General features: G+C 32.5%; 27 protein-coding genes. 22 read left to right on the forward strand and 5 right to left on the reverse strand.

From position 1 onward, the window contains the following. Window positions 1-33 precede the first annotated feature (33 nt). A complete protein-coding gene (locus tag BG262_RS04710; protein ID WP_070787731.1) occupies window positions 34-813 on the forward strand; it encodes a DUF4931 domain-containing protein in 780 nt (259 codons plus the stop codon). A gap of 31 nt (window positions 814-844) precedes the next feature. Here the strand turns inward: BG262_RS04710 and BG262_RS04715 are convergent, their stop codons facing one another. Further along, the gene (locus tag BG262_RS04715; RefSeq protein WP_070787732.1) at window positions 845-1261 is read right to left on the reverse strand and encodes an OsmC family protein; all 417 of its coding nucleotides are present in this window, start codon (window positions 1259-1261) and stop codon (window positions 845-847) included. A gap of 187 nt (window positions 1262-1448) precedes the next feature. Here BG262_RS04715 and BG262_RS04720 point away from each other — a divergent pair, with 187 nt between their 5' ends. Genes BG262_RS04720 through BG262_RS10740 form a run of 4 tightly spaced genes read left to right on the forward strand, consistent with a single transcriptional unit; the run spans window position 1449 to window position 4970 of the window. Next, the gene (locus BG262_RS04720; protein ID WP_070787733.1) at window positions 1449-2690 is read left to right on the forward strand and encodes an SPFH domain-containing protein; all 1242 of its coding nucleotides are present in this window, start codon (window positions 1449-1451) and stop codon (window positions 2688-2690) included. Window positions 2691-2737: 47 nt separating this feature from the next. Beyond that, window positions 2738-3925, forward strand: coding sequence for an ATP-binding protein (locus tag BG262_RS04725; protein WP_070787734.1), 1188 nt, complete (start codon window positions 2738-2740; stop codon window positions 3923-3925). After that, complete coding sequence (locus BG262_RS04730; protein ID WP_070787735.1) at window positions 3922-4755, forward strand: TPM domain-containing protein; 834 nt, start codon at window positions 3922-3924, stop codon at window positions 4753-4755. Before BG262_RS04725 ends, BG262_RS04730 begins: the two co-directional genes overlap by 4 nt. Window positions 4756-4799: 44 nt before the next feature. Next, entirely contained in the window at window positions 4800-4970 is a 171-nt protein-coding gene (locus tag BG262_RS10740) for a hypothetical protein (protein ID WP_158006645.1), read from the forward strand. Between the two features lie 65 nt (window positions 4971-5035). Here the strand turns inward: BG262_RS10740 and BG262_RS04735 are convergent, their stop codons facing one another. Beyond that, window positions 5036-5812, reverse strand: coding sequence for a DeoR/GlpR family DNA-binding transcription regulator (locus BG262_RS04735; RefSeq protein ID WP_070787736.1), 777 nt, complete (start codon window positions 5810-5812; stop codon window positions 5036-5038). 175 nt (window positions 5813-5987) lie between these two features. Here BG262_RS04735 and ulaG point away from each other — a divergent pair, with 175 nt between their 5' ends. From ulaG to BG262_RS04780, 9 genes are all read left to right on the forward strand, one after another. Further along, window positions 5988-7052, forward strand: a complete 1065-nt coding sequence (gene ulaG, locus BG262_RS04740) for an L-ascorbate 6-phosphate lactonase (protein WP_070787737.1) — start codon at window positions 5988-5990, stop codon at window positions 7050-7052. Window positions 7053-7085: 33 nt separating this feature from the next. Beyond that, the gene (locus BG262_RS04745; protein WP_070787738.1) at window positions 7086-7529 is read left to right on the forward strand and encodes a PTS sugar transporter subunit IIA; all 444 of its coding nucleotides are present in this window, start codon (window positions 7086-7088) and stop codon (window positions 7527-7529) included. 18 nt (window positions 7530-7547) lie between these two features. After that, a complete protein-coding gene (gene ulaA, locus BG262_RS04750; protein WP_070787739.1) occupies window positions 7548-9035 on the forward strand; it encodes a PTS ascorbate transporter subunit IIC in 1488 nt (495 codons plus the stop codon). 31 nt (window positions 9036-9066) lie between these two features. Then, window positions 9067-9369, forward strand: a complete 303-nt coding sequence (locus tag BG262_RS04755; protein WP_070787740.1) for a PTS sugar transporter subunit IIB — start codon at window positions 9067-9069, stop codon at window positions 9367-9369. Window positions 9370-9378: 9 nt separating this feature from the next. Next, window positions 9379-10020 carry a 3-keto-L-gulonate-6-phosphate decarboxylase UlaD gene (locus tag BG262_RS04760; RefSeq protein WP_070787741.1) on the forward strand — a complete coding sequence of 214 codons (642 nt, stop codon included), beginning with the start codon at window positions 9379-9381 and terminating at the stop codon, window positions 10018-10020. A gap of 2 nt (window positions 10021-10022) precedes the next feature. Next, complete coding sequence (locus tag BG262_RS04765) at window positions 10023-10877, forward strand: L-ribulose-5-phosphate 3-epimerase (RefSeq protein ID WP_070787742.1); 855 nt, start codon at window positions 10023-10025, stop codon at window positions 10875-10877. Continuing rightward, complete coding sequence (araD, locus tag BG262_RS04770) at window positions 10874-11596, forward strand: L-ribulose-5-phosphate 4-epimerase AraD (protein ID WP_070787743.1); 723 nt, start codon at window positions 10874-10876, stop codon at window positions 11594-11596. Before BG262_RS04765 ends, araD begins: the two co-directional genes overlap by 4 nt. Window positions 11597-11672: 76 nt before the next feature. After that, on the forward strand, window positions 11673-13661 hold the full coding sequence (gene tkt / locus BG262_RS04775) for a transketolase (protein ID WP_070787744.1): 1989 nt from the start codon (window positions 11673-11675) through the stop codon (window positions 13659-13661). A gap of 281 nt (window positions 13662-13942) precedes the next feature. Then, window positions 13943-15949: an SH3 domain-containing protein gene (locus BG262_RS04780; RefSeq protein ID WP_070787745.1), complete on the forward strand. Its 2007-nt coding sequence runs from the start codon at window positions 13943-13945 to the stop codon at window positions 15947-15949. 186 nt (window positions 15950-16135) lie between these two features. Here BG262_RS04780 and yidC read toward each other — a convergent pair whose 3' ends face one another. Both yidC and BG262_RS04790 read right to left on the reverse strand, forming a co-directional pair. Further along, complete coding sequence (gene yidC, locus BG262_RS04785) at window positions 16136-17071, reverse strand: membrane protein insertase YidC (RefSeq protein WP_070787746.1); 936 nt, start codon at window positions 17069-17071, stop codon at window positions 16136-16138. 82 nt (window positions 17072-17153) lie between these two features. Further along, window positions 17154-17429 carry an acylphosphatase gene (locus BG262_RS04790; protein WP_070787747.1) on the reverse strand — a complete coding sequence of 92 codons (276 nt, stop codon included), beginning with the start codon at window positions 17427-17429 and terminating at the stop codon, window positions 17154-17156. A 258-nt stretch (window positions 17430-17687) separates the two neighbouring features. On the opposite strand from BG262_RS04790, the gene BG262_RS04795 reads away from it, so the two are divergent. The 7 genes from BG262_RS04795 (at window position 17688) to BG262_RS04825 (ending at window position 22003) form a co-directional block, all read left to right on the forward strand. Next, window positions 17688-18176 carry a MarR family winged helix-turn-helix transcriptional regulator gene (locus BG262_RS04795; protein ID WP_070787748.1) on the forward strand — a complete coding sequence of 163 codons (489 nt, stop codon included), beginning with the start codon at window positions 17688-17690 and terminating at the stop codon, window positions 18174-18176. Beyond that, window positions 18166-18528 carry a rhodanese-like domain-containing protein gene (locus tag BG262_RS04800; protein WP_070787749.1) on the forward strand — a complete coding sequence of 121 codons (363 nt, stop codon included), beginning with the start codon at window positions 18166-18168 and terminating at the stop codon, window positions 18526-18528. Before BG262_RS04795 ends, BG262_RS04800 begins: the two co-directional genes overlap by 11 nt. 84 nt (window positions 18529-18612) lie before the next feature. Next, a complete protein-coding gene (locus BG262_RS04805) occupies window positions 18613-19347 on the forward strand; it encodes a TrmH family RNA methyltransferase (RefSeq protein ID WP_070787750.1) in 735 nt (244 codons plus the stop codon). A 105-nt stretch (window positions 19348-19452) separates the two neighbouring features. Then, the gene (locus BG262_RS04810; protein WP_070787751.1) at window positions 19453-19950 is read left to right on the forward strand and encodes an HD domain-containing protein; all 498 of its coding nucleotides are present in this window, start codon (window positions 19453-19455) and stop codon (window positions 19948-19950) included. A gap of 36 nt (window positions 19951-19986) precedes the next feature. Continuing rightward, a complete protein-coding gene (locus tag BG262_RS04815) occupies window positions 19987-20448 on the forward strand; it encodes a hotdog family protein (protein WP_070787752.1) in 462 nt (153 codons plus the stop codon). Window positions 20449-20502: 54 nt separating this feature from the next. Next, window positions 20503-21189 carry a Bax inhibitor-1/YccA family protein gene (locus tag BG262_RS04820; RefSeq protein ID WP_070787753.1) on the forward strand — a complete coding sequence of 229 codons (687 nt, stop codon included), beginning with the start codon at window positions 20503-20505 and terminating at the stop codon, window positions 21187-21189. Between the two features lie 124 nt (window positions 21190-21313). Further along, window positions 21314-22003, forward strand: coding sequence for a Bax inhibitor-1/YccA family protein (locus tag BG262_RS04825; RefSeq protein ID WP_070787754.1), 690 nt, complete (start codon window positions 21314-21316; stop codon window positions 22001-22003). Window positions 22004-22076: 73 nt separating this feature from the next. Here the strand turns inward: BG262_RS04825 and BG262_RS04830 are convergent, their stop codons facing one another. Then, the gene (locus tag BG262_RS04830; RefSeq protein WP_083312905.1) at window positions 22077-22520 is read right to left on the reverse strand and encodes a flavodoxin; all 444 of its coding nucleotides are present in this window, start codon (window positions 22518-22520) and stop codon (window positions 22077-22079) included. 172 nt (window positions 22521-22692) lie between these two features. Here BG262_RS04830 and BG262_RS04835 point away from each other — a divergent pair, with 172 nt between their 5' ends. Next, the gene (locus tag BG262_RS04835; protein ID WP_070787755.1) at window positions 22693-23550 is read left to right on the forward strand and encodes a MarR family winged helix-turn-helix transcriptional regulator; all 858 of its coding nucleotides are present in this window, start codon (window positions 22693-22695) and stop codon (window positions 23548-23550) included. Window positions 23551-23575: the final 25 nt, after the last annotated feature.

A 23575-nucleotide genomic window follows, 5' to 3' on the forward strand; every position in this document is an offset into this window, starting at 1 on the left:
ATATTAAAAAAATAAAGCTAAGAAAGAATTATTATGAATAAACCTTTAGTATTTAATCCAAAGATTGCCAAAGAAAAACCAAATAATAATAGTGTTTGTCCCTTCTGTCATCCAGATACATTAACAAATATCTTGGTAACAGATGGTGATATTATCTGGTTAGATAATAAATATCCTACTATTGAGGAAACGTATCAAACTGTAATTATTGAATCAAGTGATCATAACGGTGATATTTCTAGTTACACTTACAAATACAATCGTAAGTTATTCAGGTTTTCAATTTCTCACTGGTTGGAGACGATTGCTTCTGAAAAATTTGAGTCGGTTATCCTTTTTAAGAACTTTGGTCCTTTATCTGGCGGTAGTCTTCGTCATCCACATATGCAGATTGTCGGTCTTAATCATACTGATGCCTATCAAGATGTCACACAGGAAAATTTTTTTGGTTTAAAAATTTTAGATGAAACTTTTGAAAATGCTGAAATTAATATATCTCTTGATCCGATAATGGGATACTATGAGTTTAATATCATTATTTCAGATAGTTCACAAATAGATTTTTTGGCTGATGGTGTAAAAGAGGTTACAAACTATTTATTGAATAGATACTTTGATGGAAGATGCACATCCTACAATTTATTCTTTTATTTAATTGGTGGAAAATATATTTGTAAAGTGGTTCCTAGATTTATAGCTTCACCATTTTTTGTCGGTTATAAACTTTCACAGATCAGTAATGATGAGCGCCTTGAAACTGTGAAAGAAGAATTCTTGGAAAATAGAAGTAATATGAGAAAATCAGAATTTTAAAATCCTTCTCTAATTGAAAAGGATTTTTTATTTATGAAATAATATTTATTTCTAAGTTAATGTCATTATTTTGACTGAGGATACTAGAGATTTTGCAATGACGATGGATAAATTTCTCAGCTTCATCTATCTGTTCAGAATTAAGTTGAGCATTTGTAGTGACAGTAACTACGGCATCTAAAAACCATGCATTAGTTTTATACGAAAAATCACCATCTATGTGAGCTTTCAATATTGAATAAGGAATTTTTTTGAGATTAAAGAAGGAAACAAGGGTCATTAAATGGCAAGATGCTAAAGATACCAAAAGCATATCAGTTGGTGTTGCTCCCTGACTAACGATGGCAGGATCTTTTTCAGTATAGTCTAAATCGTAAGTAAATCCTTTTGTTTCAGCTTGTACAAAATAATTGTTGATAACTTGTGCATCTGTAGTTTGTTTTGACATAATTCTCCTTTTGATAAATGATTTGATAACTAATATTATCATTATAAGAATCATCCATAAAGAAATAAGACTATGACTAAAATTTACTACGTTATATTATAAAATTTTCATACTTAAGTCTTAAAAAGGCTTACATTAATATGATATAATGTAGTTATTAAAAAATTAACAATTGAGGAGAATGAACATGGGATTAATTAAGGCAGCAGTAGATACTGTAAGTGGTGGTCTAGGAGATCAATGGCTAGAAGTCATCGAACCAGAAAATATGGGAGATACAACTGTTATGACCAAAGGTGTAGCAGTTCGTAAGGACTCTCGTCGTGGCTCAAACACACATGGAACTGAAGATGTTATCTCAGATGGTTCAGTCATTCACGTTTATCCAAATATGATGATGCTATTAGTTGATGGCGGAAAAATTATTGATTATACTGCAGAGCCTGGGTATTATACGGTTAAAAATGCTGCAGCACCTTCACTTTTTAATGGATCATTGAAAGATGCAATTAAAGAAACATTCTCACGTTTCAAATTTGGTGGTGTTACTCCCCAAAAGCAACAGGTTTTTTATATCAATTTACAAGAAATCAAAGGAATTAAGTTTGGAACGCCTGCTCCTTTAAATTATTTCGATAATTTTTATAATGCAGAGTTATTCTTACGTGCACATGGTGTTTATTCAATCAAAATTACCGATCCAATCTTATTCTATGTGAATGCAATTCCTAAAAACCAAACTCAAGTTGATATTAATGATATCAATGAACAATATCTATCTGAGTTTTTAACAGCACTTCAATCAACTGTTAATCAAATGTCAGCTGATGGCATTAGAATTTCATATGTTCCTTCTAAGAGCATGGAACTAAGTAAATATATGGCTGATGTACTTGATGATGAATGGCGAGAAAACCGTGGTATGGAAATAGTATCAGTTGCAGTAGCAAGTATTTCCTATACGGATGATTCAACTGAATTAATTAATATGCGTAATAAAGGTGCAATGCTTGGTGACCCTAGTATTCGAGAAGGATATGTTCAAGGATCAGTTGCGCGTGGTATTGAAGAAGCAGGTAAAAATCCTAATGGAGCAGGTGGAGCGTTTGTAGGTGTAGGTATGGGAATGAATGCTGGTGGAAGCATTATTGGTCAGGCTAGTCAAAGTAATCAAGCACAGATGGATAGACAGGCTGAAGAAGCAGCAAAAGCAGCCCAAAATGATTCGGATACTTGGACTTGTCCAGAATGTGATACAAAAAATACTGGAAAATTCTGTTCAAACTGTGGACAAGCAAAACCAACACCAGCAGGCGCTGCAAAAATTGAAATGAAATGTAGTGAATGTGGAGAAATTGTTGATTTATCAGCGAGTGTTCCTAAATTCTGCCCACATTGTGGTAAACCATTCCAAGGTCTTCCAGTCTAAGGACGACAAGGAAGTGATTTGTAAAACCATTAGAGAGGAAAAATAAAATGGATTCAACATTCACTTATAAATGTCCTAATTGTGATGGTCCTTTAAAATTTAATCCAAAAGATCAACTTTTTCACTGCGAATATTGTTTAAATACATATACAGAAGAAGAACTTGATAGGTACGATAAGGCACGCAAGATAAATGAAGCAACAAAATCTAGTAATGAAGAAGTAAATAATTCAGCCAATAATGAGTCAGATAATGAAGCACATGATAATATTGAAGCAGATGTAAATCAAAATACTCAAGTTGATGATAAAAAAATTGATTCAGATACTGGAAAGACAGTTGAAGAAGAGCAAGTTATGGAAGTATTCAATTGTTCAAATTGTGGTGCTCAAATTGTTACTGACTCTACAACAGCTGCAACCTATTGTTACTATTGCCATAACCCTGTCGTTCTTACAGGAAGAGTATCAGGTAAGTATATGCCTGATAAAATACTACCTTTTAAAATTGAAAAAGATGAAGCGATTGAAACATTTTTATCTTTAACTACAAAGAAAAGATTCATACCAAAGAATTTCTTTAACAAGAAACAGATTTCATTAATGACAGGCGTTTATTTTCCATATTGGGTTATCAAGGCTAGAATTGAAGGACAAGTTGAAACTATCGGTTATCAATATAGGATATGGACTGTAGGAGATATTGAATATACTGAAACTAAAGAGTTCATGGCTGAGAGACAAGGTTCTATTGTTTTCCGAGATATGGTGAAAAATGCCTTGGAAAAAAATACAAAACAAGGTTTTGTAGAAGCTGTACAACCATATGAGTTAGGCGAATCTATTCCGTTCAAGAGCCAATATTTAGCTGGCTTTCAAGCTGAAAAGAGAGATATTGAGTATGGTCAAATGAATGATAAGGTAAAGGATGAGCTTGGAAAATATTCGGGAACAATAATGCGTGAAACAGTTGCTGACTATGATTCATTGAAAAGATATCAAGCTGATATGGAGTTATCTGCTATTAGGACAGAGTATACATTATTACCTGTTTGGCTTTTAACATATCAAAGTAATGATAAATCAAAAAAAGTTTACTATTATGCAATGAATGGACAAACTGGAAAGGTGAGCGGTGATTTTCCAATTGACTATAAAAAGTTTATTTATATTGCATTAGCAGTATTTGCTCTTGCAACATTAGTAGGTCTATACTTAGGAGGTAACATTGGATGAAAAAAATAATTCTAACTTTCCTTCTATTTGTTGGAGCGCTATTTGTATTTACTAATCAAGTATTTGCTTATGAAACTTTTTCTACAAAAATAGATGACAAAGCAAATCTTTTTACACCTGAGCAAAAAACTCAACTTGAAGAAAAAATAAAAGAGGTCGAAGAAACTAGTAAATCAGCTATAGCCATTGTAACAATTACCGAAAATGATCGTGGTAGCAGTAGAACATACGCTGATTATTATATTCTGGATAACCTTGGAAAAGATAAGAATGCTACGATATTATTAATTGACATGGAGAGAAGGAAAATTATTATTGATGCATCAGGAGATATGATTGATATTTTATCTGATGGGCGAAAAAAAAATATAATTGATAAAATTTCTCCTTTATTAACTAATCAAAATTATTATTCAGGTGCTCAGATATTTTTAGATGATACTGAACAATATGTGAAAGATGGTGTTGAAAAGGGTCATTTTAGAATTGACGAAGAAACAGGGGAAATTACTAGAACTAAAGTTAAAACTCCGGTTTCTATAACAATTTTCGGATCAATAATTGCAAGTCTCACAGCAACATTTGGAGCGATTTTTACAACACGTTCTAGGTACAAAGTAAAAAAAGTTCCCTATAAATATGATTGGCAAAATAATTACAAATTAAAATTAAATACTTCAAATGATTCACTAATTAACACGTTTATAACTACAAGAATAATCCATCGGGATGATTCAAATAATTTCACAGGAGGCGGCTCTTCAGGTGTGGGTTCAACAACGCATTCTACTGGGGGTGGTACATTTAGTAGTGGAGAAGGTAGTTTTTAAATAAAAATAATGGACTTAGAACTGAAAATTCTAAGTCTTTTTTTATGTTTTTTTATGACTTAATATTTACCAATACAAAAAAAGTTACTGGTTCTCCAGATCAAATTAATGAGCTTAGACAAGCGCATAATAAACAAGAAGGAAAGAAAAAAAGTCCAGCACCTCAAAAAGAAAATATTCCATTAAAAATGAATAGTATTTTTAAAGATAAGTAAGATACCTTATTAATAAAGTGAAAAGATGCAGATAGTCCCCTGCATCTTTTTTGAGTTTTATAAAATTAAATATTAATTTGGATGACCGTTACTCCTATTTTTTCCAAGTCAGCAATTATCTTACGATCTGCGAAGCTATCAGTAATTAAATAATCAACTTCAGTTGCTTCAGCACTTTTAAAGTTTGCAACATTACCTAATTTTCTGTAATCGGCAATTGCGATTACTTTTTTTGTAGCATTTTTTACCATAAGATTATTGATTTTTGCTTCAGCAAGTATAGGAGTTGTTAGACCGTTTTCTATAGAAAGACCGTAGCATCCAATGACAGCAATATCAGATTTTATTTTATCAATGAAATCGACCGTATAGCTACCAATGAGAGCCTCTTTTGGTAAGCGAACTTCTCCACCAGTCAATACAATTGTTGATTGTGGATGATGCTCTTTAAAAGCAACTTTAATGTTATTAGTAACTATATTTACACGTTTATTTTTTAAATATTTAGCAACTTTCCCAGCTGCTGAGCTTGAGTTAATAAAAATTGTTGAATCTTCCTCTATAAAATTTGCAGCAATTTTAGCCAATTCATTTTTTATATCTTCAATCTTTTGATTTTTGTCATTATTGTAGTCCTCAGGAGAAGTCTGGACAGCTTTTACTTTACCGAATTCTCTATGAATCATTCCCATTTTATTTAAGTTTACTAAATCTCTGCGGATTGTTGCAGGAGAAGTATCAAAGGCTTTAACTAAAATTTCAACATTTGCTTCACCATGTTCTCTAACGAACCTTACGATTTCTCTTCTTCTTTCGCTAATGCTAGTATAAGAATTTTTCATAAATCACCACCTATTATATTATAGCCATATAATATATAAATAGTCATATAAATTCAATAATTATGTCATAAACAATCATATAGCGAGCAAACAATCATATAAATGATTGAAAACGGTTTCTTTTAAAGGTAGAATATGATTAAAGAAATAAATAAAAATAAATTTGGAGGAACAAATGAGCACAATTAATGATGTATCAAGAGAAAGTTGGATTCTAAACACATTTCCTGAATGGGGAACTTATCTAAATGAAGAGATAGAGGCAGAGGATGTAAAGCCTGGCACAGTAAGTATGTGGTGGTTAGGTTGTACTGGAATTTGGTTGAAATCTGAAGGAGGAGCAAATATTTTATGTGATCTCTGGTGTGGTACAGGTAAAAGAACACATGGATCTGGAAAAATGGTTAAAGGGCATCAAATGATGCGTATGTCAGGAGTTCAAAAACAACAACCAAATTTACGTACTCAACCTTTTGTAATAGATCCTTTTGCAGTAAAAAATGTTGATGCATTGGTGGTTACACATATTCATTCAGATCATTTGGATATTAATACTGCTGCTGCAGTAAACCAAAATTGTCCTGATGCGAAATTTATCGGACCTCAGGAAGTTGTAAACACATGGATTAAATGGGGAGTACCCGAAGAAAAAACAATTGTAGTTCATCCAGGGGATGAAGTGAAAATTAAAGATGTTAATATTGTAGCCCTTGAAGCATTTGATAGAACAGCCTTAGTTACTTGGTCAAACCCTGAGGAAAGTCTTAAAGGAAAGATGCCTCAAGATATGAATGAAATTGCTGTAAACTATTTATTTGAAACACCTGGTGGAAATATTTATCACGCTGGTGATTCTCATTATTCAAACATGTTTGCAAAACATGGAAATGAACACAAAATTGATGTTTGTCTTGGTGCATATGGAGAAAATCCCCGTGGGATTACAGATAAAGTAACCTCAGTTGATATGCTACGTATGGCTGAAGCACTAAATGCTGAAGTTGTAATCCCAGTTCATCATGATATTTGGGCAAATTTCATGGCAGATCCTAAAGAAATAACAGCAATTTGGAACTTTAAAAAAGATCGTCTTAAATATAAATTTAAACCATATATCTGGCAAGTAGGTGGTAAATTCACATTCCCGGATAACAAAGATGATTTAGAATTTAACTTTGATCGTGGATTTGATGATGCTTTTGTAATTGATAATGATACTCCATTCCCATCATTCTTATAATTATTGTTGTAAACAACAAAGAAAGGATAGTAAATGCTTAACTATTTGTTAGAAAATGACCTAATAAGATTTTCTGAAAAAAATCCAATTGATTGGAAAGATGCAATTAAGATTAGTTCTGAAAATCTCTTAGAAAAGGATTTAATCACGGAAGAATATATTTCTGAACTAATTAATTCTGTAGAAGAGTATGGTCCATATATTGTATTAGTTCCTGGTGTTGCAATGCCTCACTCACAAGCTGAAAGTGAAGCGGTAAAAGGAACTGCTATAACATTTACACATTTTAATAATCCTATTTCATTTGAGGATGGAAATGAAGAAAAAGATGCACAATTATTTTTCACATTGGCAGCAAAAAATCCTGCTGAACATATGGAAAATATTGCAAACCTATCAGAATTGTTGATGGAAGATGGGATGATAGAATCTTTGATCGCTGCTAGATCTATAGAAGATATTAAAGAACTTTTATAAGGGAGAACGGAGAAAAAAATGGAGATTTTGATGAAAGTTTGGAGCTATTTTGCTACAAATATCTTAACGCAACCAGCATACTTTATTGGAGTTTTAGTATTTGTTGGTTACCTATTACTTAAGAAACCAATACACGAATGTATTGCCGGTTTCTTAAAAGCAACAATCGGATATTTCATCTTGATGGTAGGTTCAAAAGGATTAGTTGATAACTTCCGACCAATATTAACAGGGTTGAAAGACAAATTCAATTTGGACGCTACTGTAATTGATCCATACTTTGGACAAAATGCTGTTACAGAAGGTATTGAGAAAACATTTGGTAGAACATTTGGAGATACAATGGTTCTCCTATTAATTGCTTTTGTATTTAATATTTTACTGGTACGTTTTACAAAACAAACAAAACTTCGTTCAGTATTTACTACTGGTAATGTACAAGTTCAGCATGCTGCAACAGCATTTTGGTTAATTCTATTTGCTTTTCCAACGCTGGGAAGATTACCAATACTATTAATAATGGGAGCTATTCTTGGACTTTATTGGGCAGTAGGTACTAACTTAACTGTAAAACCAACACAAGAATTGACAGAAGGAGCTGGTTTTGCCGTTGCCCACCAACAAATGTTTGGTATTGCTTTGGTTTCGTGGATTTCTGAAAAATACAGTAAACGCGAAAAGAAAAATCATAAAGAAGCTAAAAAAGTTGAGGACATTGAACTGCCTGGGTTCTTAGAGATGTTTAATGAAAATATGGTTGCAACAGGTGTCTTGATGTTTGCATTCTTTGGCTCAATTATGATGGTACTGGGTCGTCAGTATTTTATTGATTTAGGTCCAGCAAATGGAGGAATTACAGACACACAAAGTTTCTTATTTTATATTTTAACTAGATCACTTCAATTTGCAGTTTATTTAGCAATTTTGCAATTAGGTGTTCGTACATTCGTTGCTGAACTAACAGAAAGCTTTACAGGTATTTCAAACACAATCTTACCAGGTGCTGTACCTGGAATTGACGTTGCAGCTACATTTGCCTTCGGAGCACCGAACGCTGTAACTCTTGGTTTTATGTTTGGAGCTCTTGGACAATTTCTAACTATAGGATTACTAATCCTTCTTAAATCACCAACAATAATTATTGCAGGATTTATACCGTTATTCTTTGATAATGCTGCATTTGCAGTATATGCCAATAGAAAAGGCGGTATAAAGATGGCATGTTTACTACCATTCTTATCAGGTATTTTACAGGTTGCTGGATCAGCTTTAATAGCTAGTTGGGTTGGACTCGCAAAATATGGTGGATACATTGGAATGTTTGACTGGGTAACTGTTTGGCCATTATTCACAGTAATTATGAAATTCTTAGGATTTGTAGGAGTAGGAATCATTATTGTAGGATTAATTTTAATTCCACAACTTGAATACAGAAAAGATCCAGAAGGGTATTTCCAAATTACTGAGGATTATGATGCCTATGCAGAAACACATGATGTGGATTAATTTAAAAATTTAACAAATTAAAGGAGAAAAAATGAGAGTATTAGTATCTTGCGCAAACGGTTCAGGAACAAGTTTAATGATGAAAAAATCAACAGAAAAAGCACTGAAAGAATTAGGTATTCCTATTACTCAAATTCATCACTGTGCAATTTCAGAAGGAAAATCAACAGCTAGAAATTATGATGTTGTATTTACCCCTTTAAACTTTGTAAAAATGTTCGATGATGCGAAGAAAAAAGGTGTGACAGTAGTAGGCGTAAAAAATGTAATGAATGCTAAAGAAATTGCTCAACGTGTTCAAGAAGAAACTGACTTAGAAACTAGATTTAAATAGGAGATTATGATGGCAAAACCAAATTTACAAATTGCTTTGGATCACTCAGATCTTCCTAGTGCATTAAAAGACGTGAAAAATGTTGGAGATATTGTTGATATTCTAGAAGTTGGTACAATACTAGTTTTGCAAGAAGGAGATCAAGCTATTAAGTGTGTACGGGCGATGTATCCGGAAAAAACAATTGTAGCTGATACAAAATGTGCTGACGCTGGAACTACAGTTGCCGGCAATGTTGCAAAAGCGGGTGCAGACTGGATGACAGTTATATGTGCGGCAACTATTCCGACTATGAAAGCAGCTGCTAAAGAAGTTAAAGACCTACAGGTTGAGCTCTATGGAGAATGGACATATGACCAAGCACAAGAATGGTTAGACGCTGGTATTGACCAAGCGATTTACCATCAAAGTAGAGATGCATTATTTGCAGGCGAAACTTGGGGTGAAAAAGATTTAACTAAAGTCAAAAAATTAATTGATATGGGCTTCCGTGTATCAGTAACTGGCGGATTAGATGTGGATACTCTTAAACTTTTCGAAGGAATTCCTGTATATACATTTATAACTGGACGTGGGATAACAGCTGCTGAAAATCCTGCCAAAGCAGCACAAGCCTTTCAAGATGAACTTATCCGTCTATGGGGTGAGTAAATATGATTGGAATATATGAAAAAGCTCTTCCGAAAAATATTTCATGGAGAGAAAGACTAGAATTAGCAAAAAAATTAAATTTTGATTTTGTAGAAATTTCAATTGACGAGACAGATGATCGTCTGTCTCGGCTTGATTGGTCTAAAGAAGAGCGCAGAGTAGTAAGAGATGCAATTTTTGATACCGGTGTAAAAATTCATTCAATGGCTCTTAGTGGTCATAGGAGATTCCCATTGGGTAGTTTAGATTCTAGTAAAAGAGAAAAAGCACTTGAAATGATGGAAAAGGCTATTGATTTGGCATATGATCTTGGAGTTCGATCAATTCAATTAGCAGGCTATGATGTGTATTATGAAAAAAAATCAGTGACAACTAGAGACTTATTTATTGAAAATTTGCAGAAATGCGTTGAGATGGCTGAAGATAAAGGAGTTTTATTATCAATAGAAATTATGGATGATCCATTTATAAATTCATTGTCTAGCTTTTCAAAGATAAAAGATCAAATTTCATCTCCATATTTCCAAGCATACCCAGACCTGGGAAATCTTTCAGCATGGCCTAAAAATGATGTTGGTTATGAACTTGAAAAATATATTTCAAACATAACACAAGTTCACATTAAGGATACATTGGCCGTTACTGATGAATATCCAGGCAAATTCAAAGAAGTTCCTTTCGGTGATGGATGTGTTGATTTCCTTGGATGTTTCAAAACACTAAAGAGATTGAATTATAATGGGTCATTTGTTATTGAGATGTGGAGTGAAATAAGTGATGCACCTGAAAAAGAAATAAAAGATGCTCAAGGCTTCATATATCCATTTATGAGAGAAGCGGGGTATGTTGTAAAATGACAAATAATAATTTAAGTGATGAAAAATTATATGAAATGAAAAATCGCGTTTGCGATGCAAATCTAAAGTTGAAAGACAGTAATTTGGTTGTATTGACGTGGGGGAATACTTCTGAAATCAATCGAGATGCTGGAATCATTGTCATTAAACCCTCAGGTGTCCCTTATGACACAATGTCTCCTGAACAAATGGTTGTAACAGATTTGGATGGGAACGTTATTGGAGAGAATTCATTAAAACCTTCATCAGATTTAGATACTCATGTATATCTATATAAGCATTTTGAAAATGTTAATGCTATTGTCCACACACATTCAACATATGCAGTTATGTGGGCTCAATCAAGAAGAGATATTCCAGCATATGGAACAACTCACGCTGATACTTTTTATGGTTCTATACCTGTAACAAGGCAACTCACCAAAGAAGAAGTTGAAAAAGAGTATGAACTTGCAACTGGTAAAGTAATTGTTGAACGTTTTGAAAATGATAACATTGATCCAATTGCTGTTCCAGGTGTTTTGACTGTAGGGCATGGTCCTTTTACATGGGGAAATACACCTGATAAAGCAGTTGAAAATTCAATTGTTCTTGATGAAGTAGCTCATATGGCACTAATGACTGAATTTTTAAATCCTAATAAGGATGAGATTCCTCAATATTTGTTAGATAAGCATTATTTTAGAAAACATGGGGCAAACGCTTACTACGGTCAGTAAATAAATATGTTATAATAATAAAGAATATAACCAGTCATAAGATTGGTTATTTTGATAAAAATATGGAGAGTAAAAGATGAAATTTGATAATGTCGATCAACTTGCAGTAAATACTTTAAGAACACTGTCTATTGATGCAATCCAAAAAGCGAATTCTGGTCATCCAGGACTACCTATGGGTGCAGCACCTATGGCTTATGTTCTATGGAATAAATTTTTAAACGTAAATCCGGCAACAGGTAGAGAATGGTCAAACCGTGATCGTTTCGTCCTTTCAGCAGGACATGGTTCAGCTTTACTTTATAGTTTATTACATACAGCAGGATACAATCTATCAATTGATGATTTAAAAAATTTCCGTCAATGGAAATCTAAAACTCCTGGTCATCCAGAAGTTGATTGGACAGATGGTGTAGAAGCAACAACTGGTCCTCTAGGACAAGGGATTGCAAATGCAGTTGGTATGGCAATGGCAGAAGCACACCTAGCAGCAACATATAATAAACCAGGTTTTGATATCGTTGATCATTATACATATGCTATAAACGGTGATGGTGATTTAATGGAAGGTGTTTCTCAAGAAGCAGCAAGTCTTGCAGGACAATTAAAACTTGGTAAACTGGTGCTTTTATATGATTCAAATGATATTTCATTAGATGGACCACTTGACAAATCATTCTCTGATAATGTTCAACTTCGTTTTGAATCTTATGGTTGGCAACATATTCTTGTAAAAGATGGCAATGATTTAGAAGAAATTGCCTCAGCAATCGAAGCAGCTAAGGCTGAAAAAAATAAACCAACAATCATTGAAGTTAAAACAATTATTGGATTTGGTGCTGAAAAGCAAGGTACTTCAGGTGTACATGGTGCTCCTTTAGGTGAAGAAGGAATTGCTTACGCTAAAAAGACTTACGGATGGGATTATCCTGAATTTACAGTTCCAGAAGAGGTTGAAGCAAGATTTAATGAAGGTGTTAAGGACCGTGGAACTAAATTAGAAGCGAACTGGCAAGAACTTTTTGATAAATATGCATTGGAGTATCCAGAACTTGCTGAGCAGTATGCTAAAGCATTTGAAAATAAAACTCCAGAACTTGATATCACTAAGTATGAAGAGGGAACTTCATCAGCAAGCCGTGTAACAAGCCAAGAAGTAATTCAACAATTAGCAGCTCAGATGCCTAACCTTTGGGGTGGATCTGCTGATTTATCAGCATCAAATAACACAATGATGAAATCAGAAGATGATTTTACAGCTGAAAACTATGCTGGTAGAAATATTTGGTTTGGAGTTCGTGAATTTGCTATGACTGCTGCAATGAATGGTATTGCTCTACATGGTGGAACTCGTGTATACGGTGGAACATTCTTCGTATTTTCAAATTATATGTTACCAGCAATTCGTATGGCAGCGTTACAAGAATTACCAGTTACCTATGTGTTAACTCATGATTCTATTGCCGTTGGTGAAGATGGTCCAACCCATGAACCGATTGAACAACTTGCAAGTCTTCGTTCAATGCCTAATATTGATGTGATTCGTCCCGCAGATGGTAATGAAGTAATTGCTGCATGGAGACGTTCAGTTAATAGTATGACAAAACCAACTGCCTTAGTATTAACTCGACAAAATTTACCTGTAATTCCTAATACTGCAGAACTAGCAGAAGAAGGCGTAAACCATGGCGCTTACATTGTAAGTAAAGAAAACGGCAGTGAAATCGATGGAATTATTATTGCAACTGGTAGCGAAGTATTACTTGCTGTCGAAGCTCAAAAAGAGCTTGAAAAACAAGGTAAATCTGTTCGCGTTGTTTCTATGCCAAGTCAAAATATTTTTGATGAACAATCTTCTGAGTACAAAGAAGAAATTTTACCATCATCTGTACGTAAACGTTTAGCAATTGAAGCAGGTTCAAGTTTTGGTTGGGCAAAATATGTTGGTCTTGATGGAGATACTTTGACAATTGACCATTGGGGTGCAAGTGCACCAGGTACTAAAGTATTCGAAGAATATGGTTTCACAGTAGGTAATGTTGTTTATAAATTCAATAATTTATAAAATTGCTTCTAATATAAATATGTGTGAATTCGAGAGTAGTATGATTTTTTAAATCATGCTACCCTTTTTATTTTCTCTTATTTATATTTTAAAAACTTAAAAATAGTTTTGATTTGAATTCGATTAAAATAGAACATATAATTAAAGTAGTGTTTAAAAAACATTTATTTGAAAACTGTAATAGTAAAGTAATATAAAAAATATAATTGACACATAAGTTATTAAAGAGTAATATATATGTATAGTCAATTTACAAAATAATATTTTATAAAGGAGAAAAAATGAAAAAAGGCTATAAGTACTTAATGCTAAGTAGTGCAGCATTAATTTTTTTTGCAACACCAAAACAAGATGTTTTTAAAAATTTGGATTCAATTTCAGTACATGCACAAACAAATGATGAATGGACTTTAAAGGATGAAAAAGGTAAATTTGAGCTCAAAGAAGATAGTAGTGCGAAAAAAGAACCTCGTATTTCTCAAAATGAAGAATCAAATTCGGATAATAATAATGAATTTAAAAAAGGTACAGTAATTGATTATGACAAAATTGTTGAATTTGATGGATATAAATGGATAAGTTTTAAGAATGAAGATAATGAAAGATTATTTATTTCAATCGAAAAAATAGAAGCTTCAAAAACGAATACATCTACTAGTGATTCTTCTACAGATTCTTCAAAAGATGAGGAAGTTATTTCTAAGTCTGAGAGTAGTGAAGAATCATTAAAAGAAGAAGTTAAATCAAGCACTAAAAATGTAGAAAATAATAAGGATTCGGTAGAACAAAAAAGTTCTGACACTACTACACAATCTAGTGATACTAAACTTTCTGATGTAGAAGATGCATTGACATCTATATCTGATTATTCAAGTATAAAGGAATCGAAATACAGGTTAGCATCTATAACACCTTGGAAAGTCGTAACAGAATATGGTAGATATACATTCACAGAGGATTGTGAAATAAGAGATGCACCTACTAAAGATTCAAACTTTGTTACTATCTATCCAGAAGGTGGTTCTGTTAACTATGATAGTAAGATAGATAACGATGGATTTAAATGGTTGGGATATAAGACTAATAGTGGAAGAAGGTTGTATGTAAAAATTGGTAAATCTTCAACTCCAACAAATCCAAATTCAAATATGGGACCTGCTTTTGATCCAAATACAGCTGGGCAAATTAATTATTTGACTCATGTTCAGAATGATGGTTGGCAAAACTGGGTAAAAGATGGTGAAATGGCCGGTACTCAAGGAAGATCTCTTCGAATGGAGGCGTTTAAGTTAGAACTTGGTAACCTACCTTATGATGGATCAGTTGAGTATCGCGCTCATGTTCAGAATGATGGTTGGCAAAACTGGGTAGGACCTAATAGTTATGCAGGTACTCAAGGAAGATCACTTCGAATGGAAGCACTTGAAATAAGATTAACTGGTGAATTAGCTAAGTATTATGATGTTCAATATCGTGCCCATGTTCAGAATAATGGCTGGATGTCTTGGGTCAAAAATGGAGAGCTTGCAGGAACTCAGGGTCAAAGTTTGAGAATGGAAGCTTTGGAAATTAAATTGGTTAAGAAACCTGGAGTAAATAATCCATCTGATTCATCATGGAAATTAATTTCTGAAAAGGGTTCATATAAATTTAATAAGAAATCTGAAATAAAAAATGAACCTAAAAAATCATCAACAACTGTTGGTTATTATAATGCTGGCGAAAGTGTTGCTTATGACAGCAAAGTAAATTATGACAATGCTACTTGGATCAGCTATATTGCAGCAAGTGGTAAAAGAAGATATGTTCAAATAGCCACAAACTCTGATATTACACCTAAGCCTGATGATAGTACTGAATTCGATATTAACAATGCTGGAAACATTAATTATCTGGCACATGTTCAAAATTATGGATGGCAAAATTGGGTAAAAGATGGAGATGTTGCTGGTACACAAGGTAAAGAACTTCGAATGGAAGCTTTCAAAATATTGTTAGCTGACAGACCTTATAATGGAAGTATAAAATATCGTGCTCATGTCCAAGATGTTGGTTGGCAGGAATGGTGTGGAGAAGGTGAGATTGCTGGTACACGAGGTAGATCTCTTCGAATAGAAGCTTTAAAAATATCTCTCACTGGAGAACTAGCTAAGCACTATGATGTCGAGTATCGTTCTCACGTTCAAGGAATTGGCTGGCAACCATGGGTAAAAAATGGAGAATTAGCAGGAACAGAGGGAAGAAGTCTTAGAATGGAAGCAATACAAATCCGTTTAGTGAAAAAATAATAATTAAATATATTGAAAATCAAAATATGATTTAATCGTATTTTGATTTTTTATTCACTATTTTTGAGCATGAACAATTATCATAGTTATAAATTAACTAGTTGAGACTATCTAGTTGATAAAATCAATTAAAGAATAATAAAAAAGAATCATTTCAACAATGCTTAATGAAATGATTCTTTTTTATTATTTATTTTTATTTTGTTTACCAGCATTCCTGTTGCTATTTTTGCCAAGATTTTTTTTCATGTTTTCTTGAACAAGGACATTTGCTTGTTTCGGAGTTACATCTTTAATATCTTTTGTATTTACGACTGGAGGATTTTCTTCAAATTCACGGTCGATACGTTTTTTAAGACTTGGTTTAATCATAAATGTAGTGATCAATTGTTGAATGATACCAAATAAACCACCGACTACCCAATATAAAGTCACACCAGCTGGAGAAGATAATGACATGAATACAATCATAAGAGGACTCATAATCATCATGCTCTTCATTTGTGCTTTTTGTTCTTCTGGCATACCAATAGTAGAAAGATATGATTGGATTAGGTAAAGGACTCCGGCAAGACCCACTAGCACTAAACTTCTTTGACCAAGATTCATTCCGAAGAAAGTAGCTTGATCAATCCCTGGTGTGTATCTTGCAGCATAGAATAAAGCTGAGAAGAATGGCATTTGAATTAATAATGGAAGACATCCGATACCACCAAACATGCTAACGCCATTATCTTTTTGAACTTGCATTAATTCTTGTTGTGCAGCCATTTTTGCTTCAGGTGTTGTAGCGTTCTTCATCTTATCTTGTAGTGGTTGAAGGACAGGTTTTAAATAAGCCATTTTTTCTTGCTGATAGCTTGCTTTGTAAGCCTGATTAAGACCAAGTGGTAAAATAAGTAAGCGAACAAGTATAGTCACACCAATAATTGCAAATCCATATCCCCAGCCAAGATTATTGGCAAAGTATTCAATAATAGAAGACATTGGTTTAACTAATAAGTTATATACCCATCCATTACCAGTTGGTTGACCATTTTTAGTTTGGACGCAGCCTGTTAATAGTAAAAGGGCTGATAAAGTGAATCCTGAATAAAGAATTCTTCTAAATGTTTTTTTCAATATAATAAGTTCTCCTAATTTTTATAGACCGTGTAATTATACAGTAAATACGGTCTTTTTTCAATAAGTCCAAAGACTGAGGTTAATTTGCCATTTGAAAATCATTAAAATTATCAAAGTTTGCAGTTGTTTTATCTAGATAGTCAACTCGAGCAAATTGAGTAGGACCTTTACGCAGTTTTTGTTCAAAAATAATTAGTTTACTAGCTGAGTCAGATTGGGCAAGAATCTCAACAGTGCCATAATCATTATTCCAGACAAGTCCATTAATACCAATTTCTCTTGCTAAAGACATTGTTCCCCAACGAAAGCCAACACCTTGTACACGTCCAGAAACGATAAATTTCACTTTCAACATTTAATTTTTCTCCTTTATGATAAGAGTATAAATAACAATTTACATTTCAAGCTACTCCTAGTATAACATTTAATTTCTAATATATTTTTTTTATATTTTTTTAGTTTTGATGATAAAAATAAAAAATAAATTTATTGACTTAGTAATAAACGTTTATTATAATAAATTTAGTTAGCTAGCAAACTAAAATAGTAAGAAGGTGATTTTATCGAAAAATTTAACTTTATAGATAGACCAGATGACGATAGAGTTCAGTCGATGGCAAAGGGATTTGACTATGATATTAATCCCAGTTCTGTAACTGCATATTTGAAATTGCAGTGGACTTTCAGAGAAGTAGAAAAAAATTATAATAAAATTTTAGAACATTTTGACTTAAGTGAATCGCGATTTGTAATCATGATGTATTTAAGTCGTGCAGAGGAGAAACAATTACTTTCAAGTGAATTAGCTGAAAGATTAGGTGTTTCTAAGGCCACAATCAGTAAAATTTTGAAAAAGATGGAAGAAAAAAATTTAATTGAAAAAATTCCTTCAAAAACTGATAAGCGTTCTACTTATATAAAACTAACAGAAGAAGGACTAGAAAAATTAAAGTATTTTTTACCCTATAACTATAAAGCAGTTGATCAATTATTTTCGAATTTTAGTGAAAAAGATCTTGAAGATTTCGCTAAATTACTTGAGAAATTAGAAAACAACAAAGAAAAATTAAAAATAATGGAGAATGAATTAAATGAACGATAAAAAAATTGAATTTTTAGAGACATACCTTAGCTTATATATTGGACACCAAGAAGTATTAGAAGATGCTGCTGCAGATTCTCCTTATGTAATTATTGATGTAAGAAATGCACCTAATCAAGTTAAGAAAGAACAAATTAAAGGTGCAAAAGCTATTGCAGCAAAAGACTTGGCTAGTTCACTAGATAAGCTTGATAAAGATAAAATATATGTTGTATATGATTGGACAGCTGGGACGACTCTTGGTAAACAAGCGTTATTAATTTTATTAACAAATGGATTTAAGGCATATGAATTGTCTTGTGCACTTGAAGGATGGAAGGGTATGAATTTACCGATGGAGGAAATAAAATAATTTGATTAAATGACCATTATGGTTATTTTTCATATATCCATATACATTGTAAAAAGTTAAATTTTTTCTTATAATTTTACTTATATGAATATTATTAGATCAAAAGAGAATAAGGCAGTAAAATCTGCTAAGAAATTATTGCAAAAAAAATATCGTAAAGATACATACTTAATAGAGGGATTTCATCTTTTTGAGGAGGCTAGTCGTTCAGGAGCAGAAATATTAGAAACATTTGTTACAGAAGAATTTGCAGATAAGTTTCCAGAGGCTACCATTGTGACTCAGGAAGTTTTAAATTTCATTACTGACAGCAAAACACCTCAAGGATTAGTTGCTGTTGTAGAAATGAATAACGACTTAGATTATGAAAAAATTAATTTAAATAAAATTTTGGTTCTTGACGGTGTCCAAGATCCAGGTAACGTGGGAACTCTCATTAGAACTGCTGATGCAGGTGGATTTGATGCAGTTTTCTTATCAAGGGACTGTGCAGATGTCTATAGTCCGAAAGTTATGAGAAGTATGCAAGGAAGTAATTACCATCTTCCAGTTTATTCAGTTGATTTATCTGAGCTCTATAAAAAATTGAAAGAATTGAGAATTACTATTCTAGCTTCTACCTTATCTGATGAATCAATTTCTTACAAAGAAGTAGAGCAAAAGTCTGGGATTGCTCTTGTGCTTGGAAATGAGGGGCAGGGGATTTCGCAATTAACTAAGAATGAGGCTGATGTGTTAGTCCATATTGACATGCCTGGCCAAGCTGAAAGTCTGAATGTAGCGATTGCTGGTGGAATATTAATTTTTAATTTTATCTGAATTTAGTTTTCTTTTAGCTAAGAATTGTATTATATAAGCTATATTCTGAAAATTTGAATAAAAAAGTGATATAATATACATAGTGACAAAAAAAGAGGTAGATAAATGACATTTTATGATAAACCATGGGAACAAGATGAAGAGTATCTGGAACTGATATCTGATTTGATTGATCGTCCTGAGGTACAAAAATTAGATGAAATTGTGCACCACCACCATACAACTAGACTTATTCATTCATTGAATGTAAGCTACAATAGTTATCGTATTGCAAAAAAATTTGGTATGAAATCAAGAGAAGTTGCAAGAGCAGGTCTTTTACATGACCTTTTTTACTATGATTGGCGTGATACAAAATTTGAAGAAGGAAGTCACGCATATGTACATCCAAGGATTGCCTATGAAAATGCTCTTAAGTTAACTGAGCTTTCAGAGCTTGAAAAGGATATTATTATTAAGCATATGTGGGGAGCTACCATTGCACCACCAAAGTACAAGGAAAGTTTTGTTGTTACAATGGTTGATAAGTACTGTGCTATCAAAGAAAGTTCGACACCAGTTGCCTATAAATGGCGCGCGTTTAGAAATCGTTCGGCACATTAATAATATAGAAGTTTAATTATTTAGGAGAAATATTACGTGAACCTGAGAAATAAAGATATTAAAATTGGAAAGACTATTTCTGAAATTCAAGAAGGGGAGACCTTCAGTTTAACTGAGAAAATAAGTGAAAGAGAGATTTTACTTTACTTAGGTCTAACGACTGATGACAACCCTTTGTTTTTACAGTATGATTATGTCAAGGAAATTGGCTTGAAGAAGCCATTAGTTCCTACAACTTTGATTTTTGGTATTATGACTAGTACTGTAAGTAAGTATCTGCCAGGCCCAGGAAGTAACGTAGTCAATGTTACCTTTAATATTTCTGAGAAAATATTTAGGGGTGATACTTTGAAATTTGATTTCGAAGTTATTAAAATCGATACTAACAAGGATTTGGTAACAATTAATGTAGAAGTTACTCGTGGTGACATGCGTGTTGGAGATGCAATTCTTCTTGTAACACCACCTGGGGAGACTGAAATAGTAATTGAAGAATAGCCAGTATCAGAGTTCATTAGAAAATTTAATATTTTATTTATAGGAGGATTTATTATGAATAATCAAATTATTGATGAAAGACGATTTTCTCTTAATGATTTCTATGCCCGTGTTTATTCACTTTTGGGTCTAGGAATTTCAATTAGTGCAATCGTATCATTTTTAACTTTAACAGTTTTTCAGGCTAACGTTGTGAATATTATAAATAATCATGGCTGGATATTACCAGTAACTTGGGTGATTGAATTAATTACAGTATTTGCTCTTAGTAGTAGTGCAAGTAAAGATGGGGCAATGGCTTTACCAGGATTCATTTTCTACTCAGCACTCAACGGATTTACCATAAGTTTTACTTTGGCTTATTATGATTTAGGGTCTGTGACTCAAGCCTTCGTAGTTGCAGCAGTTATGTTCTTTGCCTTAGCTTTCTATGGTAGTAGAACTAAACAAAGTTTAACAGGTATTGGTAAGGCAGCACGTGCTGGATTAATTGGTCTTATCGTAGCAAGCATCATCTTTATTTTTACTGGAGGTGGAGTATTCAATCTAGTTATTAGTATTGCAGGAGTTCTTATCTTCTCTGGATTAATAGCTTACGATAATCAAGCTATTAAGAATGTTTATAACGGTATGCAAGGTGAAGTTACAAGTGGCCAAGCAATTAACTTAGCACTCAGTCTTTACTTAGATTTCATTAACTTGTTCTTAAGTCTATTAAGAATTTTTGGTAGTAAAGATTAATAAATTATATAAAAAGAACTTCTATAGAGGTTCTTTTTTCGTTTATACGTTTATGTATCATATAAATTTTTAAAAAAGTATTTATATGATAGAATGATTATAAATTTAGGAGGTTTATTTTAATATGAAAAATAGTGATAGGGTAAGTGCAAATTCTTTCTATTCACACATATATATAATTATGGGTTTTGGTTTATTAATTAGTTCGTTAGTATCGTTTATAATGATTAACTATTTTGGTAATATGATGATGAATATTTTGCAAAATAATTACTGGATATTACCTGTTACATGGTTAATAGAGTTGATAACAGTATATGCATTAGATAAATTTACAAGTAACAACAGTAGTACTGCTTTACCTGGTTTTGTTTTTTATTCAGCACTCAACGGTTTTACCTTAAGTTTTAGTTTGATTTATTATGATCCAAACTCTATAACAATTGCTTTCATCATTGCAGCTATTATGTTCTTTGGATTAGCGATTTATGGTACCGTTACTAAAAAAAACCTAACAGGAGTGGGCAAGGCAGCAAGAGCAGGTTTATTAGGTGTGATAGTTGCTAGTATTATATATATATTTACTGGTGGATCTACATTTGATTTTATTATAAGCATTGCAAGTGTAATAATATTTTCAATATTAATTGCCTATGACAATCAAAGAATTAAAAATGTATATGATAGATCATATGGAGATGTTACAAAGGGAGAAGAAATAAATCTTGCCTTAAGTGTTTACCTTGATTTTATTAATATATTTACTAATATTTTACGTATTACAAGTAGAAATAGTAATAATAGTAGCAATTAATAAGTATTGTTAATTGACAATACTTATTAATATAAACAAAAAAAGAGTCCAGAGGATTCTTTTTTTGTTTATATTAAGCAAGCTTAGAAGTAAGCTCTTCAACAAAGTTTTCAAGTGCAACGATATCATCTTCTTCGGCAGCAAGGTCAACTTTAACACTTTGAGCACCTTTAATGGCGTTACATTCAGCAAATGCAGCATCAAAATCATCAACTGATTTACAGAATTCATCATAGAAGGTATCTCCTGATCCGACTACACCGTAAATTTTATCTGATAAATCAAGGTCTTGAAGATCTTCATAAAAATCAACGATTTCATCTGGTAATTCCCCATCACCATATGTATAAGTTGCTACAATGTTAATATCAAAGTCTAAAAAGTCCTCTGCATCAACACTTGTGCATTCGTCCATTTCAACTTCAATCCCTTTATTTTCTAAGGCTTCACAAACGATATCAGCGATTTCTTCTGTGTTACCTGTCATACTTGCATATACGATTTTAGCAGTTGCCAAAATAAAATCCTCCTATTTATTTATATTCGAATTATAACAAGGAATAATGAAAAATAAAAGAAAAAAGAATTTAGTTTTATACTTGACAAACTAAATAAAAAGCATATAATTTATTTTGTTAGATAAATATTAATGAAACTAACTAAAAATAAAAATAATCGAGGTATAAATAATGAGTAAAGAAACGAATGAATTATTAGATTTATTTTCACAAGTAGTTGGAAATCCTAAAATGATGTTTGCACTTCGTGGTAACATGATGCAACAAAGAATGAGAGAAAATGGAAATCGTCAAGGTGCAAGATCATTACTTTTTCTATTATGGAAAGAAGATGGCTTAACAAACTCAGAGATTGCTGAAAAATTGGATGTTAAACCGTCAAGTGTTACAAATATGGTTAAAAAGCTTGATAAAAAAGAAATGATTAAACGTGTTCAAGACGAACAAGATAAAAGAGTTACTAGAATCTTTTTAACTGAGAAAGGCCGTGAATTAGAAGAAGGACAAAAAAACCATCAAGATGAAATTTCAGAAGAATTATTTGATTTTCTAAGTGATGAAGAAAAATCAAATTTAATTGCAATATTAAAACGTATTATTTCTGAAAATACTTCAGAAGATTTTGAATCAAACTTCTTCAACTTCCATGGTGGAATTCATGAACATTTTGGACAAGGACCGTTTGGTCGTGGTGGAATGCCTAATTTTGGAGGAGGTCGTAACTTCCAAGATATGGAACATGCACACCATCATCATGAACCACATGATCACCATAGCCATTCAGATTTTGGTAGAGAACAACATGGTTTTAATATGGATGAAAAAGACTTTATGAACTTCTTTGAAAATATGAACGGTAACGATTTAAGTGAAAATGATATGCGTAAATATATGAGAAGGATGGCAAATGATGAACGTCGTTCTAGGCGAAATGATGAGTCTTTTGAAGATTCAATGAAAAAATTTGCTGAAATGTTTGGTAGCTTTGGTAAACAATCTACTAAAGATGACGATGATATAGAAGAATAATAACTAATTAAATAGAGGTAGAATA

Origin of the sequence: Floricoccus penangensis, from assembly GCF_001832885.1 — a bacterium.
Classification (GTDB): Bacteria; Bacillota; Bacilli; order Lactobacillales; family Streptococcaceae; genus Floricoccus; species Floricoccus penangensis.